The organism is Anaerophilus nitritigenes, assembly GCF_004138215.1.
Taxonomy (GTDB): domain Bacteria; phylum Bacillota; class Clostridia; order Peptostreptococcales; family Thermotaleaceae; genus Anaerophilus; species Anaerophilus nitritogenes.
In genome coordinates this window covers 24327-43868 of sequence record NZ_RYYS01000069.1, presented here as the reverse complement: position 1 = coordinate 43868, position 19542 = coordinate 24327, and the positions used below count along the sequence as shown (strand labels likewise).

Genomic DNA, 19542 nt, shown 5'->3' with positions numbered 1-19542 from the left:
GAGCATAGCGAGTTTGTAATGCTATTTTCGATCGTTTCTTTATATTTTCCAAATTTGAAAATTCAGTGACGTTTTTTATGACTTTGTCTACAAACTAAGCCTAGGCAAAATGCTTAGGCTTTTAAATTCATTTTAAAATCTTTGAGTTTATATAAATCCTCTATATACACTTCTTTTAATTCTCTTCTATATATAATAGACGCAGGATGATAAAGAGGAAAAATAAAATATTCTCCTTCATCTATAGGTTTCCCATGATGTTGTCCAATCGTTACTTTTTTATCCTTTAATAAAGTTTTTAAAGGAACATTTCCTAAAGTTACAATAATTTTAGGTTGAATGATTTGAATTTCATTAAAGAGATATTTTTCATATTTCTCTATTTCTTCTTTATTCGGTGGTCTATTTGATTTTCTTCCTGTTTTTCCATTGACTTTATAAGGTCTTATTTTTACTACATTTGTTATATATAAATCTTCTCTATTTAACTTTAATATATCTAAAAACTCATCTAAATTTTTCCCAGCAGCTCCTACAAAAGGCTTATTAAGCTCAACCTCTTTGGCTCCTGGAGCTTCTCCTACAAGAATAATCTTAGCATCTACATTTCCTTCTCCAAACACAGTAGGCTCTGTACTTATCTTTATACATTCTTCCTTTAACAAATTTAATTTATCTTTTTTCATCATGATCTCCTTTTAATTCTTCCCATTTTTTATAAATTTCCTTAAAGTCTTTCCAAAATGGTCTTTTTTTAAGATCGTCACGAAGTACAGCAGAAGGATGAAAAGTAGGCATAATCCATATGCCTTTTTTAAAATACCATTTTCCTCTTTGTTTTGTAATTTTTAATTCATGACCTATAATATTTTTTGCAGCAATAGAACCAAGACACACAATAATTTTAGGATTTATAATTTTTACTTGCCATCTTAAATAAGGTATACACCTATTTATCTCATCTTCTTGAGGATTTCTATTATTGGGAGGTCTGCATTTTACAATATTTGCAATATACACCTCTTCTCTTTTCATTCCAATTCCTTCTATAGCTTTTGTAAGAAGCTCTCCTGCTGGACCTATAAAAGCCTTTCCGTGTTGATCTTCATTATATCCTGGTCCTTCTCCTATAAATAAAATATCAGCATAGGGGCTTCCTTGACCAAATACTACTTTTGTCCTTGTTTTATATAATTTACATTTTTTACATCCATAAGTAAATGCTTTTACTGCTTCTAGTGTATACATGACAATCTCTCCTGATCATAATATCATACTTCTTTTCATATAATTAGACAAAGGAGCATAACTTCCTCCTTCTTTGTCTAAAATAGTATAACAATCTATGGAGAGTGATAGTATGAAAAAAGAAATTTATCAATCAAAATTAATTTATAAATTTGTAAAAAAAGTATTTCCTCAAGTAAAAAATGAACTTTCCTATTGGAAGGACTACGCTCAAAATATTCCTGATCCTATACTTTGTAGACAAGCTGTAGAAAGTATACAAAACAAATCCTTTCATGCTCAAGGAGGTTGTATTTATAGCTTATATACAAATAAAATCAATACAGATCTCATTAGATTTATAGTGGCTTTACAAACCATTAGTGATTACTTAGACAATCTTTGTGATAGAGCTGGCATAGAAGATGAAAAAGCATTCTATACTCTTCACCAAGCTATCTTAGACGCACTAACACCTAATGAATATTTTTGTGATTATTATAGTGAATACCCCTATAAAAATGATGGAGGATATTTATTTTCTTTAGTTCATACCTGTAAATTATATATAAAAACTCTTCCTTCTTATTCTTTAATTGAAGAAAAAGTTTTATCTTTAGCTAAACTATATAGTCAAATGCAAAGCTATAAACATATCTCTTTATCAAAACGAGAAGAAAAGATGAAAGCTTGGTCACATCCTTATTTATGTAAATATAAAGATTTATCTACTTGGGAATTCTCAGCAGCAGCAGGATCTACCTTATGTATATTTCTACTGTGTACCTTAGCACAAAATAAAAATCTTAATACAGATACAATTGATGCTACAATGGATGCATATTTTCCTTGGATTTGCGGTTTTCATATTTTACTTGATTATTTTATTGATCAAAGAGAAGACGAGCTTTCTGGAGATTTAAACTTTGTATCTTTTTATAAAAATGAAGATTACAAAAAAAATAGAATACTATATTTTTTGAAGCATTCATATAAAAAATCACAATATCTTGAAAATCCAATTTTTCATATGACTATTATAGAAGGACTGATTTCTATGTATCTTTCTGATCCCAAAACGAAACAAGAAAAAGATATTGCAAAAAATATTATTCATCAAAGTTCATTAAGCACTTATGTTCTTTATCAATCTTGTAAACTTTTAAGAAAGAAAAAAATTATATAAGTTTATTTATCAAAAATCCATGATTTTATAACTGCAAAATACTCTCTTAAATAATATCTGGGTAATAAATAAATTTCGGTTTTAGAAGGTATTCCATATGAAATAAGCCCATTTCTTCTTGCTAACAATTTTGCCCTAAATAAATGAAATCCATTGGTAATAATAACAATTTCATGAATTTCTTTTTTTTCTGTTTTCTGTAACATATCTTTTGAAAACTTTATATTTTCTAATGTATTAGTAGATTTATCTTCTTTGATAATTCTACTTTCATGGATTCCTTTTTGAATTAAAAACCTTTTCATAGCTTCTGCTTCACTAATATCTTCTCCCCTACCTTGTCCTCCACTTACTACAACCTTTGCATTTGGATATTTGTATAAATATTCTAATGCTTTATTCATTCTATAAAGCAATGTCTGAGATAAAGTTTCTCCTTTTAGTCCTGCTCCTAAAACAACTATGTAATTAATCTCATCAATAGAATCTAGTTTTGCATCACTTAAAATAAATCCTTGTATTATAAAAAAAGAAATCAGCCAAATCAAAAAAATAACTTTAGTTCCTTTTTTCCATTTTTCTATAGTTTTTTTCATAGATCCATTCCTTTAAATTAATAATTTTTATTCTCTAAAAAATAAAAAACCCTGGAGCTTAATCCAAGGTTTTGATTGTAGTCTACATATTAGAATGCTTTAACTACGTTAGCAGCTTGAGGTCCTCTATCACCTTTTACTACTTCAAATTCAACTTTTTGTCCTTCTTCTAAAGTTTTGAATCCATCTCCTTGGATTGCTGAGAAATGTACAAATACATCATCTTCTCCATCTACAGAAATAAACCCAAATCCTTTTTCACTGTTAAACCATTTAACTACGCCTGTTTTCATTAAAAAATCCTCCAAAACATTTAAATTTTTATTTTTACTTCTTTAGAATACCATCTATCTCTTATTATGTCAATTTAAAATTTATAATATTCTTCATTTTTCATTGTATTAAATAGAATAAATAGAAAATTATGGTTTTGAATAACAAGGAACCTAAAGCAATAATTTTCAGATTGTATCTATATTGTTATGTATTTTTGTTATTGTACCTAAATAGTATTGATTTTTGTTTGGTTTTATGAAATAATATAAAATAAAATAGATACAATTATTTTTTTAGGAGGGATTGTTATGGAAAATAGATATGATTTGAATAAAAATTTAGCTCAGATGCTTAAAGGTGGTGTCATTATGGATGTTACCAACGAAGAACAAGCTAAAATTGCAGAACAAGCAGGCGCTTGTGCCGTAATGGCTCTTGAAAGAGTTCCAGCAGATATTAGACGTGATGGTGGAATCGCTAGAATGTCTGATCCTCAAATGATTAAAAAAATTCAAAAGGCTGTTTCCATCCCTGTAATGGCAAAGGTTAGAATTGGTCATTTTGTAGAAGCACAAATTCTTGAAGCGATAGAAATAGATTTTATTGATGAGAGTGAAGTACTTACCCCAGCAGATCATTTATATCATATTGATAAAACAAAATTTAAAGCACCTTTTGTTTGTGGAGCAAGAAATATTGGAGAAGCTCTAAGAAGAATAGGAGAAGGGGCTTCTATGATTCGTACAAAAGGAGAAGCAGGAACAGGAGATGTGGTAGAAGCTGTAAAACATATGAGAACCATGACCTCTCAAATTAGAAAAATAGTTGGCATGGGAGAAGAAGAATTGATGAATATATCAAAAGAGTTAGGAGCTCCCTATGATTTGATTCAATATGTTCATAAAACTGGAAAGCTCCCTGTAGTAAACTTTGCTGCTGGTGGAATTGCAACTCCTGCTGATGCAGCTTTAATGATGCAATTAGGCTGTGATGGTGTATTTGTTGGTTCTGGTATATTCAAATCAGGAAATCCTCAAAAAAGAGCAGAAGCTATTGTAAAAGCAGTAACACACTATAATGAGCCTTCTATCCTTGCACAATTATCAGAGGATTTAGGAGAAGCTATGAATGGTATCTCTGTACAAAGTTTATCTGAAGATATGAAGTTATCTAAAAGAGGTTGGTAAATGATTGTAGGGATATTAGCGCTACAAGGGGCATTCATTGAACATGTAAATATATTAAAAAATTTAAATATAAACTCTATTTTAGTAAAAAATAAAGAAGATTTAGAAAATATTAATGCTTTGATTATTCCTGGAGGAGAAAGTACTTCTATTGGTAAACTTTTAGATGTATTCCATATGAAATCATCATTAGAAAAAAAAATTTCACAAGGTCTTCCTGTATGGGGAACTTGTGCAGGAATGATTCTTCTTGCGAAAAAAATTTCAAATGATGAAAGAATCCATATGCCTCTCATAGATATTACTGTAGTTAGAAATGGATATGGAAGACAGCTTGGAAGCTTTTGTATTTATGAAAAAATAAAAGGAATCAATAAACCTTTCCCTATGGTTTTTATTAGAGCTCCTTATATTGAGCAAGTAGGAAAAAACGTAGAAGTGTTAGCAATAGTAAATGGAAAAATTGTAGCGGCCAAACAAAATAATATTTTGGTTACTTCCTTTCATCCAGAACTTACAGATGATTTGAGAATGCATCAATACTTTTTAACTATGATTCAATAAATATAAGCTCCTTTTGGAGCTTATATTTATTTCCCGGGAATAAATCCTACTTTTTTATAAACTTTTCTTAATGTTTTTAGTGAAGTTTTTTGTGCTTTTTGTGCTCCTTTTGCATATATATCTTCAAGATAATCTTTATTCTTTAAAAGATCCTCATATTTTTCTCTAATAGGTCTAAGTCCTTCTATAATCACTTCTGCCGTATCATTTTTAAATTCTCCATATCCTTTTCCTTCATACATATTTTCTATTTCTTCTATTGTTTTTCCTGATATTTTAGAATATATATTTAAAAGATTTTTAATTCCTAGCTGTTCATCTGAATACTTTACAATTCCTAAAGAATCTGTTACTGATCTTTTTATTTTTCTTAAAATAACATCAGAATCATCTATTAATAAGATATATCCATTTTCATTTTCATCTGATTTAGACATTTTTTTTGTAGGCTCTTGAAGACTCATAATTCTAGCTCCTACTTTAGGAATATAAGGTTCTGGAACTTTAAAGGTATCACTATATTTATTATTAAATCTTTGTGCTAAATTTCTAGCTAATTCTAAATGTTGTTTTTGATCTTCTCCTACAGGAACTAAGTCTGTTTGATAAAGTAAAATATCTGAAGCCATAAGTACTGGATAAGTAAATAAAGCTGCATTCAAATTGGCTTCACTTTTTTGAGATTTTTCTTTAAACTGAGTCATTCTTCCTAACTCACCCATATAAGAAATAGAATTAAGTACCCAAGCAAGTTCTATGTGAGCACTTACATGAGACTGAATAAATATAGTACTTTTTTCTGGATCTAGTCCACATGCTAAATATTGCGCTAATGCCTCTAATGAATTTTTTCTTAAGTTCTTAGGTTCTTGTGGAACTGTAATAGCATGTAAATCTACAATACAATAATAACAATCATAATCATCTTGAAGTCCTTCCCAATTTTTTAAAGCTCCTAGATAATTTCCAAGAGTTAATTTGCCTGAAGGTTGTGCTCCACTAAATATAACTTTTTTATCCATATGATCTCCTCCTAATTTAATATATAAAAAATCTCGTCTCTATAAATAGAGACGAGATTCTATCCCGCGGTACCACTCTAATTGACTCGTGTCCTCTTTATTCCGTAACGTGGAAATATTCGTTAAATCCTACTCATTTCAGATTTACACTCAAAAGTCCATTCAGTATAAAAAATAGTTCTGGGCTCTCACCATCCCCAAATCGCTATAACCTTTCTTATACTTACTATTCTTCTTCAATGATTTTTCTATATATAATTTATTATATCCTTTTTTAAAATTTTATTCAATTTTTTTATGAAATAATAGCTCCTTTGTATGCTTTATCTAAAATATTTATCAAGTCTTCTTTTGTCGGTATTTTAGGATTTGTAGTTGTACATATATCTTCCATAGCATACTCTACTATCTGATTTTGTTTTTCTTTAAAGTCTTCATATTCTATCCCTACTTCTTGGATTTTTAGAGGAATCATCATTTTTTCATTAAATATTTTAATCATTTCAATTAAGCTTATTACTCCTTCTTTCGTATTTTGAGAAGGTAGCCCTAAAGATCTTGATATTTCAGTGTATTTTTGTGCACATTGTTGATCATAGTATGCATTATAAGCAATGACATAAGGTAATAAAATAGCATTTGATTTTCCATGAGATAATGAAAAAACTCCTCCAAAGGCATGAGCTAAACTATGATTAATTCCTAATCCCGCATTGGTAAATGCAATTCCTGCCATACAAGAAGCAAAATGCATTTTTTCTCTAGCTTCTAAGTTATCTCCATTTGTATAAGCCTTCAAAAGATATTGAAACACAGTTTGTATTGCCTTTTTTGCATAGATTTCTGTAAAATCCGAAGCATTTTTTGCTACATATGCTTCTAAGGCATGAGTCAGTACATCCATTCCTGTATCTGCTGTAACAGAAGGAGGAACACTTTTTGTAAACTGAGAATCTAATATAGCTATATCCGGAATCATCATATCATCTACAAGAGCTATCTTTGTATGCTCTTTTGTGTTTGTTACTACAGAAAAAGCTGTTACTTCAGAGCCTGTTCCACTAGTAGTAGGAATAGCTATAAAAAGTGGCTTTTGCATATTTTTATCATCTACTAGCTTTTTTTGTGCCTTTAAATGAAAATAAATCATAGCTTTTGCTACATCTATAGCTGATCCTCCTCCTATAGAAATGATAGCCTCAGGTTTTGCTTCAATCATTTTATAAAGACCTTTTGTTACAGTTTCTACAGATGGATTTGGTTCTACCTCATTAAAAATTGTATAATCTATATTTCTTTCTTGTAATAAATCTGTTACTTTTTGAACTAACTTAAATTTTATCATAAATGGATCTGTAACAATTAATACTTTTTTTTGTTGCATTTTGTCAAAGTATCTTAAAGGATCATTTCCATAATAAATTTTAGTCTTTGTTTGAAATATTCCCATAATGTTTTCCTCCTATTTTATAGCTATAAAAGAAAACTGTATCCTTTATACAGTTTTCTTTTGATTTTATTGTGCTTTTGCTATCTCTTCCCAGTTTGCAGGATAAGTTACATACATAAACCTTGCATGATTAGGAGCACTAAATTGAATACTAGATCCCTTAGGTATAAATAAAATATCACCTTTATTTCCTATCACTTTTCTTCCATCTATAATAATTTCTAAACTTCCTTCAATAATATAATCTACTTCGTCATATTGAAGAGTCCAATCAAAAGTTGTTTCTTTCATTTCCATCATTCCGCATCCTAATCTTGGACTTTCTTGTAGGCTCAATACATCTGTAAGATATACTTGATCATTTTCTTTTCCAGTATCAAATCTTTTACACTCAACTGTATCTGCTTTTATGGATATAATACCACTATCATCTACATGCTTTTGAAATGTTTCTTTTGTATTCTTCATTTGTTCTTCAATTACTTTCTTAATAATTTCCTCTAATACTTTTTCATTTATATTCATCAAAACACCTACTTTCTTTTAATTTACTGTTTCTTTTTTATTCATAGTTTTATTAGTAATAAACATAGCTAATAACACTGCTGTAATTCCTCCAACAAGCTTTCCTGCAACCATTGGAAAAATCATATCTTGATTTACACCTGCAGTAAACCCAAGATGATCTCCAAATACAAAGGATGCACTTACTGCAAAAGCAATATTAATAATTTTTCCTCTATCATCCATATCTTTCATAAGTCCAAACATAGGAATATTATTCGCAAGAGTAGCAACCATTCCTGCTGCTGCTACTTCTCCCATACCTAAAACTTTTCCAAGCTTCATTAATGGTTTATTGAATACTTTTGTAATGACATAAACCATAGGGAATGCCCCTGCAAGCATTAATGCAATAGAACCTACAATTTCAATTCCTTCTGTTACAGGTGCCATTCCTGGAATAACTACAATTCCTGTTAATGTTTCTATTGTAATAGCTGCAAGTCCAATAGTAATCACTGCTACTACTATCTTTCCAAAAATAGTAAATGCATTAATCATTATTTGTGGTATGATCCAAAGACCTAATGCTAAAATACAAGCTACAAGTATAATAGGTACTAGATTACTAAGAATCATTGAAATTTCAAATCCAGCTACTAATCCTCCTACTAAACACCCAATCGGAACAGTGATAATTCCTGCTAATATACCTGTTGCTAAAAATTTATGATCTTCTTTTTCAATGATTCCTAAAGCTACTGGAATAGTAAATACAATTGTAGGACCCATCATAGAACCTAAAATCAATCCTCCAAAAAGACCTGCCTCTGGACTTTGAGCAAGCTCCATAGCTAGGGGGTATCCTCCCATATCATTGGCTAGTAAAGTTGTTGCAAACATAGCTGGATCTGCTCCTAATTTTTCATATACTGGAACAACAATAGGTTTTAAAACCTTTGCAAGAACAGGAGCTAAAGAAACAACTCCTACCATAGCTACAGCTAAAGATCCCATTGCCATAATACCTTCTTCAAATTTTTCTCCTAAACCAAATCTATTTTCTAAAATCTTATCAATGGCTCCTAATACCATAAAAATTACCATGATATATACAATAATTTCATTAATGCTCATTTTGTTCCCCCTTTTCATTATTAATTTTATTCAATACTTTTTGAAGAATCTTATCTCTCGTTTTATCATCTTCTATATTGTAATCCTCTAAAAGAATACGACATATAGAATTTTTCATATCTAGAATCTCATCTTTTTGTTCATATACAATCATAATATTTTTATCTCTTAAAATATCTTTTGCTCCAGGGGAGAGAATCATCTCTTTATCTAAATAAATCTTATTTTCACATATATATTGATTTATATTATTTTTTGTAACTAATATTTTTCCCATATTTTCACATCCTTCAAACCCTTTATTAATTTTTATCTACTTCCACTTCATCTACGATACCTACGACCGTAGAATCAATTGGTGCATCAGGTCTATTCGCTGCATATCTTGCAGAGCTTCCCCTTACTACTAAAACAATATCGCTAATTCCAGCACCTACACTATCTACTGCTACAAAGGTTGGCATAGTTTGTTTTGTACAATAATCTATAGGTTGAATGACAAGAAGTTTTAGTCCTCCTAAACCCTCTTCTTTTCTTGTAGCCCATACATTTCCTACTACTTTTCCTATAATCATATACTTCTTCCTTCCTACCCTTATTCTCTAAGGATATCTATTTTTTCCATACGAATATAATCTTGTGCAAGAGGTGATAGAATGGATTTTTCATTTATATATATGGTTTGAAATCCTTGATCATATAATTTTTCAACATCTACTTGAGTAATCACTTTTTTATTGATTTTATTCTCCATCGTCATATTTTCTTTTTTATTTTTTTCTTGATTTTTTAGAAAATGAAAAAGGTTTTCCTCTTTTATAATTTCTATATCAAAATCTATGAGGGTTTTTTCGTAATTTCTTAATAAATTATAAAAATGAGGATTAGAAGAAGCTTCAAATTTTCTATAATAAATACCGTCTTCTAAAACAATTATTTTTTTTCCATATAAAATACCATCTACTACTACACTAGCCACTTCTCCTTCATCTATACCTTGTGCAATTCTTGCTAGATCTTTATTAGAAATATTTGGAACAATAATGTAATCTAAATCCTTGCAGTCTTCATGTGAAAAATGATCTATAAATTTTGTATTTTTCCATATAGAAGTCAGCTTCTCATATAGTTTTTCATTTTCAATAGATCTACTATCTGCAATTAGAATTTTTTCTGATCTATTTTTTTCTATATCAAATTCTCCTAATTTTTTTATTACTTCTTGTGCTATTAATTGAATCAAATTTTGTGTATTCATAGGTTCACCCCCTTAGCTTGTACAATTCATAGCAATTCCTAAAGGTGTAACCAAGAAAGGATTGTATGGTTTGTGAGTAGAAATTCCTATCTCCTTTTCAAATACCTCCTCAATCCCCTCTAAACAACAAGTCCCACCTACTAGATAAATATTATCCACTTCAAATGACTGAATATGTTTTTTTACAATAGTAGCCATTTTCTGAATGACAGGACGAACAATTGTAAAAATTTCTTTTTGCTTTGTTCTATCTTTTTTTAGTTCTTCTGCCTCTTCAAAAGATATTTTATAATTTCCTGATATGACTAAAGATAGATGTGTTCCACCTGTAGCCTCATCTGCTGTGTAAATAACTTCTTTATCTTTTAATATCGAAAGACCTGTAGTTCCTCCTCCAATATCTACAATGACCCCATTTTCTATTTCTAAGACAGCATTTGCAGCAGTAGGCTCATCTAAAACTGCTGTTACTTCCATTCCTGAACCTTCTACTACATATCTATGAGTTTTACAGTCGTTTTCAGTTGTTCCTGGTGGTACTGCAATAGCTGCCCTAGTTAGTTCTACTCCTATTCTTTCTTCTAATCTTTCCTTAAGTTTTTTTACAATTTTACATGCTCCTATATAATCTACTACTAATCCATCCTTTAATACTTGAGCAAACTCCATCTCACAAGCAATAGGATTTTTTTGTTCATCTAATACTACTAAAACAATATATGCTGTACCTAAATCTACTCCTACGAGTAAATGATCTTTATTTTGAAAGGGTTTTGTTTTATGAATACTTTCTTCGACCTGCTTAATCAAAAAATCTGCATTTTGAAAATGCATATAAAAGTTTCTCCCTTCTTATATCATGATTTCTCCAGTAGTTCCATTTTTATATCCTAATGCATTTGATTCATCTACATCAATATGCATACTTAAATGATACTTTTCACTCACTCTAATTAATACATCTTCAAAAATAATAGGTCTTTCACCTTTTACTCTTACACTTACAAGCTGTCTATCTTCTACACCAAAATTATTGGCATCTTCTTTATTCATATGAATATGTCTTTGAGCTACGATTACAGATTCCTCAGCTTTAATTACTGCTTGATCTGTTGCTATATAAATAGAAGCACTATTATCTAATTTGCCTGATTCTCTTACAGGAGGATTCACTCCTAGTGTTCTTGCATCTGATTTTGATATTTCTACTTGAGTTTTATCTCTTGCAGGTCCTAGTATAGAAACTCCTTTCATGACACCCTTAGGTCCTATTAATGTCACTCTTTCTTCGTACTGAAATTGACCTGGTTGTGATAACTCTTTTTTCTTTTTTAATTCATCTTTAAATAATATTTTCATATGCTCTTCACTCAAATGAACATGTCTTGCAGATACTTCAACTGGAATATCCTTTTTTTGTTGTAAGTTCTCTATAACTTTTTTTACAATTTTGTTTACCAATTGATCTTGCATTTTTACACCTCTTTTACTGATATAACCCAGCCTTAAATTTACACATCATAATATATATAACGCTACTTAAACGATTTAAGGCTTTTATAATATCTAATCTATCTACTTCATATTCTCTTTTAAAAGCCTTGATAGCTAAAATTTCTACTTCTCTTGAACTGCTTCTTAAAGTATTTAATTTTATCAGTATCTCTCCCATCTCATAGCTTGGAAAGATATGATCTATCCCAAAATATTTTTTTGGTTGATGAGATTGATCTCTTAACTCTTGAGGACTTAGTCCTAAAAGATTAAATTCTTTTAAAGTTTCTTCTAAAACTTCTGCTTTTAAAATATCTCTTACAAAATTTAAAATTTCATTTAATTCATTAAGCATCTGATCCATCTTTTTTTGATGAGCAAAAACTTGAAGTTCAAGGATTTGAGATTGAAAACTATCTAATTTTCCTCTTAAAACAATTCTTGGATGATCTTTAGATACTAATATATTTTTATAAAGCTGTGTCATATGTTCAGGTTTTTTTTCAAATGCCCCACCTTCATAAGATTTATATTTAGGTATAATTCTTTCATCTGGTATTTCAAGAGGTTCATATACATTTTTTTTGATTTCTTCTTCTTTTTTACCTATAATCAATTCAACTTTTTTTTCTTTGAGATATTGTTTTGCAGAAGGGGTAATGATTATATCTTGATCTACATAATACTGTGAAGGAATTTTATTTTTAAATATTTCACGAAGAGCAGCCTCTGTTAGTACCCTCATTCACTCACTTCCTTTTTGTTAAGTTTACCCGGACTTAATAAGCCCGGGTTTTTAATTATTCTTGTACTTTAGGAAGGATTGTTTCTACTTCTCCATGTGGTCTTGGAATTACGTGAACAGAAATTAAGTCTCCAACTCTTTCTGCTGCTGCAGCACCTGCATCTGTTGCTGCTTTTACTGCTCCTACATCTCCTCTTACCATAACTGTTACTAATCCTCCACCAACTTGTACTTTTCCTATTAAAGTAACATTTGCTGCTTTTACCATTGCATCTGCTGCTTCTACTGCTCCTACTAATCCTTTTGTTTCAATCATTCCTAATGCATTCATACTTGCCATTTATAACTCCTCCTCATATTTTCATTATTATTTTATATTTTTATTATTTCTCAATATTTTTTAACTGCTCTAATACTAATCTGGTGATAGACTCTATATCTACATTACTAAATACATCTTTTATTTTATTGTCCTTCTCTTTTTGTATTCCTAAATCATCTACTCCATAAGCCATTCTTCTTATATTAATTAAGTTCATAGGAGTTACATTATCAGATGTAGCACTTCCTCCTACTGCACCACAACCTAGGGTAAATGCTGGTGCTAGATTTGTACTAAGCCCTGTTCCTCCTTGAGAAGCTGGAGTATTCACTAAAAATCTTGATACAGGTTTTCTTAAAGCAAACTCTCTGATAATTTCTTCATTATTAGAATGAATAGCTAATGTATGACCAATTCCTTCATTTTCTAATAATTCATAAGAAATTTCACATGCTTCTTTCCAATCTTTTGCTGTATAAAAACCAAGAAGAGTTGTTAGTTTTTCCTTAGAAAAAGGATATTTCTTTCCTATTCCTTTTTCTTCACATAATAGCACTTTTGTACCAAGAGGAATTTCAATACCTGCCATCTTAGCAATATCTTGTGCTGATTTACCTACGATTTTAGGATTCATTCCTCCAGTTGGTCTTTCCATAATAGCTATAACTTTTTGAAGTTTATCTCCTGTAAGGAAATATCCCCCTCTTTTGATAAGCTCTTCTTTTACTTGATCTTTAATACATTCATCTGTAATAATGGATTGTTCTGATGCACATATTGTTCCATTATCAAAAGTTTTGCTTGCAATAATTCTCTTAACAGCAAGCTCTATATCTGCACTTTTTTCTATATAAGTTGGTGTATTTCCAGGTCCAACTCCTAATGCAGGTGTTCCTGAGCTATATGCTGCTTTTACCATTGCTGATCCACCTGTTGCTAAAATGAGAGAAATGTCATCATGCTTCATTAACTCATTAGTTCCTTCTATAGTAGGAATACTAATGCATCCTATTAAGCCTTGTGGAGCACCCATTTCTATTGCTGATTTTTGAAGGATTTCAACAGTCTTTTTGATACATTTTAATGCACTTGGATGAGGGCTAAATATAATTGCATTTCCTGCTTTTAGTGCAATGATTGTTTTATAAATTACTGTTGAAGTAGGATTTGTAGATGGAATGAGTCCGGCAACAATACCTACTGGAGTACCGATCTCTACTATTTTCTTTTCATGATCCTCACGAATAATTCCTAAAGTTTTCATATCTTTTATATATTGATATAACTTTTCACTAGCTAGCCTGTTTTTCATCACTTTATCTTGCCATTTTCCAAAGCCTGTTTCTTCTACAGCTATCTTTGCTAAAGTTTCTGCTTCTCTTGAAGCTACTTTTGCCATTTCTTTTATAATTTCATCAATTCTTTCAGAACTAAATTTTTCAAATTCCTTTTGTGCTTCTTTTGCTTTTTTTATTAAATTTCTTACTTCTTGAATAGATTGGAGGTCTTTATCTTCAATCACCATCTATTCCACCTCCTCAAAATATTTAGTAATAACATCTATGAGTTCATCTTTCTTTGCAAATTTTACTTGTTTTTTATCTATATCTAATCCATCTATTTGTCTTGCTAATCTTCTTAACTCTACTACTTTCATTTCTTGTAATATTTTCAAATTGTTTTTTTCTATTTTTTGACCTTTATAAATAATTGATTTTTGTTCAATTTTTGTATCAATTGTTTCTTCATAAACTTCTTTTATATATTCCTCTTCTTGTAACTGAACTATATTTTCTTGTTTTTTTGTATCTTTAACTTGTTCTATATCTTTTTTAGAATAAATAATCTTTTCAATACCCTCTCCAGCTCTTGCAATAACATTAACTCCTACCACATCTCCTACTTTATCTGCTGCAAATGCTCCAGCATCAATAGCTGCTTTTACTGCACTGATATTTCCTTTAATAATAATGGTAACTAGGCCTCCTGTAACCAATTGGCAATCAACGATCTCTACTTCTGCAGACTTTAAGCATACATCTAATGCCTCAATGGCTCCAATATACCCATAGGTTTCTATAAAACCTAATGCTTGTCCCCTCATTCTATCTCCTAATATTTCGTTGGATTGTCTGCAACAAATTTCACCGCATCTGCAAATGCATCACAAGCAGCTTTACAAGCTGACTGACTTCCTGTTAATAAACCTCCACCAAAGTTTGTCTCTGAAGGGGGTCCAAAAAATTCAGTTAATCTCACATCTGCAGCTTTTAATGCAGCGTCTAAAGCATACATTGCTTCTATTGGAGGAGCAATTAGATAAGCTACAGCTTCTCCTTCTTGAATACCTGCTACTTCAGATAAATAAGATCCTGTTCTTGATATACATTGAGCATAATATGCAATAGAATCATCTTCATTTGCACTATAAAAGCAAGCTTCATTTTGTATAAAATCTATTGCAGCATTTAACCCACTTCTTACCTCTGCAGGATTAGGTCCTGATAATATTCCTATAAATTCTCCTGCTAATTTTGTATTTGCATTGGCAGCTCCACCATAAAAAGATTTAGCATATGCTACTTTTACATCTGATTTTTTTGTAGCATCATCTAAAGCTGTATATCCTACATCATCACAATCTGTAGTAATAATTCCTATACTTCTATGTCCTGATTCTAAATTTAATTTTTTTGCCATAGCCATATCTACATTTGGTACTAATTTCACACTCAATACATTAGGACGTATTGGATCATTACGCATAATTTTACCTCCCTTACAGTTTTAGATTTAATCCACTTGCTTTTTGATCAAGCATTTTTTTAATAATTTCTGCAATGTGAGCCCCAGCTTCCACAGCTGGTGTTCCCCCTTGATGAATATTAGAAATCACAGTTCTATTAGATTCAGGCATACCAACCTTTGCGTTATAAGCCATGTAACAACTCATACTTTCTCCTGTTGCTAGACCTGGTCTTTCCCCAATTAATACAACAGTAGCTTCTGCGTCTACTATTTCAGATATAGAATCCATGGCTGGTACTCTACCATATTTTACAAAGAATGGTGTTCCTATTTTTAAGTTGTATTCTTTTAATCCTTGCATAATAGAAGCTAGGGCATCTTTTGCATTGGCTTCTATAGCTGTTGAACTTAAGCCATCTGAAATATATATCTGTACTTGAGGGTTTTTCACGCATTTTTCTTGAATTATTTTTTTGTTTTCGTCATCAAATTTTCTTCCTAAATCGGGTCTTGTCAAATACTCATCTTTATCATGACACATCGTAGTAATACTAAAGAGTCTCATATCTTCAATAAAATCTTCTGCAACATCTGTAAAAACTGCATCTTGTGCTACTGCATGATCAGCTCTAAATCTTAATAATGTTTGTGTTTTGTATCTTGGCCCAGCCCTAAATATTCCTACTCTAGCAGGAGTAGTTTCTTTTAAATTTAAATACACTTCTTTATTCTCTGCATTAGGAACTAATAACTCTTTTCTTAAATCTATTTCTGTAATATCTTTAATATTTTCATCTGTACAAGATTTTTCTACACTACATGGTTCTTGTATTTTTTTATCCTTTTCATCATTTTCATTCATTTCATTAATAACTTGATCAATAATACTTTTAATATCTTTTTGTGAGATCATATTCTTCCCTCCTTACTTTTCCACGATTTATTTTAAAAATATAGATGCATCTCCTGCTTTTTCACTCAATCTTCCATTCTCATAAATGCCCATTTTTTCAAGCCATTGTTCAAATTCCTTTATAGGTCTTAAATGTAGTATTTCTCTTAATGTAGGTGCTTCATGATATCCTGTACATTGATAATTAAGCATAATATCGTCTCCATGAGGAATACCCATAAAATAATTGCATCCAGCAGCTGCAAGAAGTACTGATAAATTTTCTATATCATTTTGATCAGCTTTCATATGATTTGTATAACAAGCATCTACACCCATTGGAATACCTGTCAATTTACCCATGAAATGATCTTCTAGTCCTGCTCTAGTTACTTGTTTATTATCATATAAATATTCAGGTCCTATAAAACCAACTACTGTATTGACTAAAAATGGATTGAACTTTTTTGCAAATCCATAGCATCTAGCTTCTAAAGTAACTTGATCTACTCCATAATGAGCATCTGAAGAAAGCTCTGATCCTTGACCTGTTTCAAAATACATTACATTAGGTCCTGTAGATGTTCCTTCTTTTAGCATCAAATCATGTGCTTCTTCTAATAATTTTGCTGTTAAACCAAAAGCTTCATTTCCTTTTTGCGTTCCAGCTATACTTTGGAAAATCATATCAGAAGGTGCTCCTTTTTTGACTGCTTCCATTTGAGTAGTTACATGAGCTAGTACACAATTTTGTGTTGGAATACTCCACTTTTGTTTGATTTCTTCAAACATTTTTAATACGTTGTATACACTATCTGCTGTATCATTTACAGGGTTTAATCCAATCACTGCATCTCCAGCTCCATAGCTTAATCCTTCATATAAAGAAATCATAATCCCATCTAAATTGTCTGTAGTATGATTTGGTTGAAGTCTGAAAGATAATGTTCCTGGAAGTCCTATTGTTGTATTACAATGAGCTGTCACTCTTATTTTACTGGCTCCATATACAAGATCTAAATTAGACATAATTTTTGCAACTGCTGCAATCATTTCACTTGTAAGACCTCTACTGATTCTTCTTATATCTGCTCCAGTTGTACTATGACTTAAAATCCATTCTCTTAATTCAGAAACTGTCCAATTCCTAATTTCTGTATATATTTTTTCATTTACTCCATCTTGGATAATTCTTGTTACCTCATCTTCTTCATACGGAATTACTGGATGATTTCTTAAATCTTGTAATGTTAAATTACTAAGTACTTCTTTAGCAGCAATCATTTCTGTTACTGACTCTGCAGCAATACCAGCAAGCTTATCTCCTGATTTTTCTTCATTTGCTTTTGCTAGTACTTCTTTAATATTTTGAAACTGGTATACAGTTCCAAAAAGCTTGGTCTTTAGTCTCATACTTTCTCTCCTCTCAACTTTAGTAACTAAACAATAAAGTTTTAACAATTACAGGAACTACTTTGCCATTAGCTAAAGAATTACCAATGTCAATATAATCTCCATTTTCAACCTTTATTGAATCTATACAAACTACATCTTTTTTAAAATGTAGTTGATTTTTTAATGTTTGTCCTAATACCTTTGCCATATCATTTTCAACAATTACAATCAAAGGTCCATTCATTTTGATAATGCTATCCATTCCTTTTATAATACCTTTAGATATATTTTGTATATCTTCAAAGCTACTGTTTTTCATCCCTTTAAAGGATAATGCCACTTGCTGTTTTTCATCTTCTAGATGAAACCATTTCAACTTTTGAGCAATAATGTCACTTAATTTCTCAAAAGGCATTCTTTCCTCTTCTTCAGTAAGCTTTAAAATAGGTATATTTTTAAGTGGTAAAACTTTTTCTGTAAAAGTTATAGTACTACCACTGATATCTGTCGTATGTGTACCTGCTCCTACTACTGTAGCTCTTATGGTTTCTGCAGATTCATATATATCTTTTTTATCCATAACTTCAGATTCTAGTATAGATTTTCCTAGTAATATACCTATATCTCCATAAGAAAACAGCTCTTTGTAATCTTTTTTAATACAATCTGCTACCCCTCCAGAAAAAGAAACATAGTCAATAGAATAATCCCTTCTTAAATCATGATCTGTAATCATAAGGTCTAAGGCTGAAGATTTTTCTTTCACACCTATGACTTCCTCTATAACTTGTGCCATTTGATCTGTGATTTTTTTTAGATCATCCTTTTTGATTTTTTCTCCCTCTACTATATGAATTCCTAATGTTTGACTTAATTTTTTTATTTTTTCTGAAGCATATCTTACATTTAAAGTATTTGGATCTAATTTGATGAGCCTTCCTCCAATATCTAAGCATGATGTGTCAATAACTTCACCATTTTTAAACACAGCTATATTGGTAGTTCCTCCTCCTATATCCAAGTTAATGACTACAGAACCTTTTTCTTTTGAAAATTTTGCAGCATTCGCACCCTTTCCGGCTATAATTCCTTCTAGATCTGGACCTGCTGTTGCTACTACAAAATCTCCTGCTAAACCACTTAATGTTTTTAGTACTTCCTTTGCATTTTCTTTTCTTGCTGTTTCTCCTGTGATAATAACGGCTCCTGTATCTACTTCCTTAGCTGTTATGTTTGCATTTTGATACTCTTTTTCTATAATCTTTTTAACTCCTAAGCCATCTATTTCTTTTTCTGATAATAATGGAGTAAAGTAAATATCACTTCTATACACAACTTCCTTATTCACAATCTTAATTCTAGGAACAGAAGCTGAAGATGCCATATTTTCAATTGTAATCCTACTAAAAACTAATTGTGTTGTAGATGTACCTATATCAATACCTACACTGAGTATATATTCTTTCATTGGATTACCTCCTCTCTTTCAAAAACAAAGAGACCAAAAAGATATTACACTAAATATCTCTTTGGCCTCTT

The 19542-nt window shown here is 30.6% G+C and carries 24 protein-coding genes and 1 other annotated feature; of the genes, 3 read left to right on the top strand and 21 right to left on the bottom strand.

The genetic code is table 11. The annotated features are described in order from the left end of the window. Positions 1-113: 113 nt before the first annotated feature. Together EK368_RS10880 and EK368_RS10875 are read right to left on the bottom strand one after the other, a co-directional pair. Positions 114-686, bottom strand: a complete 573-nt coding sequence (locus EK368_RS10880) for a uracil-DNA glycosylase (RefSeq protein ID WP_129599645.1) — start codon at positions 684-686, stop codon at positions 114-116. Beyond that, positions 673-1248 carry a uracil-DNA glycosylase gene (locus tag EK368_RS10875; protein ID WP_129599643.1) on the bottom strand — a complete coding sequence of 192 codons (576 nt, stop codon included), beginning with the start codon at positions 1246-1248 and terminating at the stop codon, positions 673-675. The genes EK368_RS10880 and EK368_RS10875 overlap by 14 nt, the downstream gene beginning before the upstream one ends. Before the next feature lie 112 nt (positions 1249-1360). On the opposite strand from EK368_RS10875, the gene EK368_RS10870 reads away from it, so the two are divergent. Then, positions 1361-2413 (top strand): tetraprenyl-beta-curcumene synthase family protein, encoded by a 1053-nt coding sequence (locus tag EK368_RS10870; protein WP_129599641.1) that lies wholly within the window; start codon positions 1361-1363, stop codon positions 2411-2413. 2 nt (positions 2414-2415) lie between these two features. Here EK368_RS10870 and EK368_RS10865 read toward each other — a convergent pair whose 3' ends face one another. Further along, positions 2416-3009, bottom strand: coding sequence for a YdcF family protein (locus tag EK368_RS10865; RefSeq protein ID WP_129599639.1), 594 nt, complete (start codon positions 3007-3009; stop codon positions 2416-2418). 89 nt (positions 3010-3098) lie between these two features. Then, the gene (locus tag EK368_RS10860) at positions 3099-3302 is read right to left on the bottom strand and encodes a cold-shock protein (RefSeq protein WP_129599637.1); all 204 of its coding nucleotides are present in this window, start codon (positions 3300-3302) and stop codon (positions 3099-3101) included. 291 nt (positions 3303-3593) lie between these two features. Here EK368_RS10860 and pdxS point away from each other — a divergent pair, with 291 nt between their 5' ends. After that, the gene (gene pdxS / locus EK368_RS10855) at positions 3594-4472 is read left to right on the top strand and encodes a pyridoxal 5'-phosphate synthase lyase subunit PdxS (RefSeq protein WP_129599635.1); all 879 of its coding nucleotides are present in this window, start codon (positions 3594-3596) and stop codon (positions 4470-4472) included. Continuing rightward, a complete protein-coding gene (gene pdxT, locus EK368_RS10850; RefSeq protein WP_129599633.1) occupies positions 4473-5036 on the top strand; it encodes a pyridoxal 5'-phosphate synthase glutaminase subunit PdxT in 564 nt (187 codons plus the stop codon). 26 nt (positions 5037-5062) lie between these two features. Here pdxT and trpS read toward each other — a convergent pair whose 3' ends face one another. The 17 genes from trpS to eutA form a co-directional block, all read right to left on the bottom strand. After that, entirely contained in the window at positions 5063-6058 is a 996-nt protein-coding gene (gene trpS / locus EK368_RS10845; RefSeq protein WP_129599631.1) for a tryptophan--tRNA ligase, read from the bottom strand. 44 nt (positions 6059-6102) lie between these two features. Next, positions 6103-6307: a binding site (T-box leader), on the bottom strand. Between the two features lie 46 nt (positions 6308-6353). Further along, positions 6354-7508: a 1-propanol dehydrogenase PduQ gene (locus EK368_RS10840; RefSeq protein ID WP_129599629.1), complete on the bottom strand. Its 1155-nt coding sequence runs from the start codon at positions 7506-7508 to the stop codon at positions 6354-6356. A 66-nt stretch (positions 7509-7574) separates the two neighbouring features. Beyond that, positions 7575-8036 carry a cupin domain-containing protein gene (locus EK368_RS10835; RefSeq protein ID WP_202976468.1) on the bottom strand — a complete coding sequence of 154 codons (462 nt, stop codon included), beginning with the start codon at positions 8034-8036 and terminating at the stop codon, positions 7575-7577. A 15-nt stretch (positions 8037-8051) separates the two neighbouring features. Continuing rightward, positions 8052-9149 (bottom strand): ethanolamine utilization protein EutH, encoded by a 1098-nt coding sequence (eutH, locus tag EK368_RS10830; protein WP_129599625.1) that lies wholly within the window; start codon positions 9147-9149, stop codon positions 8052-8054. Continuing rightward, positions 9139-9426: a hypothetical protein gene (locus tag EK368_RS10825; protein WP_129599623.1), complete on the bottom strand. Its 288-nt coding sequence runs from the start codon at positions 9424-9426 to the stop codon at positions 9139-9141. Before EK368_RS10825 ends, eutH begins: the two co-directional genes overlap by 11 nt. Before the next feature lie 25 nt (positions 9427-9451). After that, on the bottom strand, positions 9452-9724 hold the full coding sequence (locus EK368_RS10820) for a EutN/CcmL family microcompartment protein (RefSeq protein ID WP_129599621.1): 273 nt from the start codon (positions 9722-9724) through the stop codon (positions 9452-9454). Positions 9725-9744: 20 nt separating this feature from the next. Further along, on the bottom strand, positions 9745-10407 hold the full coding sequence (locus tag EK368_RS10815; protein WP_129599619.1) for a hypothetical protein: 663 nt from the start codon (positions 10405-10407) through the stop codon (positions 9745-9747). Between the two features lie 12 nt (positions 10408-10419). Continuing rightward, entirely contained in the window at positions 10420-11241 is an 822-nt protein-coding gene (gene eutJ / locus EK368_RS10810; protein ID WP_129599617.1) for an ethanolamine utilization protein EutJ, read from the bottom strand. 18 nt (positions 11242-11259) lie between these two features. Beyond that, positions 11260-11880 carry a phosphate propanoyltransferase gene (pduL, locus tag EK368_RS10805; protein WP_129599615.1) on the bottom strand — a complete coding sequence of 207 codons (621 nt, stop codon included), beginning with the start codon at positions 11878-11880 and terminating at the stop codon, positions 11260-11262. Between the two features lie 13 nt (positions 11881-11893). After that, positions 11894-12646: a cobalamin adenosyltransferase gene (locus tag EK368_RS10800; protein WP_129599613.1), complete on the bottom strand. Its 753-nt coding sequence runs from the start codon at positions 12644-12646 to the stop codon at positions 11894-11896. 55 nt (positions 12647-12701) lie between these two features. Further along, positions 12702-12986: an ethanolamine utilization microcompartment protein EutM gene (gene eutM, locus EK368_RS10795; RefSeq protein WP_129599611.1), complete on the bottom strand. Its 285-nt coding sequence runs from the start codon at positions 12984-12986 to the stop codon at positions 12702-12704. A gap of 43 nt (positions 12987-13029) precedes the next feature. Next, entirely contained in the window at positions 13030-14493 is a 1464-nt protein-coding gene (locus EK368_RS10790; protein WP_129599609.1) for an acetaldehyde dehydrogenase (acetylating), read from the bottom strand. Continuing rightward, positions 14494-15072 carry a BMC domain-containing protein gene (locus EK368_RS15275; RefSeq protein ID WP_129599607.1) on the bottom strand — a complete coding sequence of 193 codons (579 nt, stop codon included), beginning with the start codon at positions 15070-15072 and terminating at the stop codon, positions 14494-14496. It lies immediately after the preceding gene. Positions 15073-15080: 8 nt separating this feature from the next. After that, a complete protein-coding gene (eutL, locus tag EK368_RS10780; protein ID WP_129599605.1) occupies positions 15081-15734 on the bottom strand; it encodes an ethanolamine utilization microcompartment protein EutL in 654 nt (217 codons plus the stop codon). Positions 15735-15747: 13 nt separating this feature from the next. Next, positions 15748-16626 (bottom strand): ethanolamine ammonia-lyase subunit EutC, encoded by an 879-nt coding sequence (gene eutC / locus EK368_RS10775; protein ID WP_202976469.1) that lies wholly within the window; start codon positions 16624-16626, stop codon positions 15748-15750. A gap of 30 nt (positions 16627-16656) precedes the next feature. Further along, complete coding sequence (locus EK368_RS10770) at positions 16657-18021, bottom strand: ethanolamine ammonia-lyase subunit EutB (protein WP_129599601.1); 1365 nt, start codon at positions 18019-18021, stop codon at positions 16657-16659. Between the two features lie 19 nt (positions 18022-18040). Further along, the gene (eutA, locus tag EK368_RS10765; protein WP_129599599.1) at positions 18041-19471 is read right to left on the bottom strand and encodes an ethanolamine ammonia-lyase reactivating factor EutA; all 1431 of its coding nucleotides are present in this window, start codon (positions 19469-19471) and stop codon (positions 18041-18043) included. Positions 19472-19542: the final 71 nt, after the last annotated feature.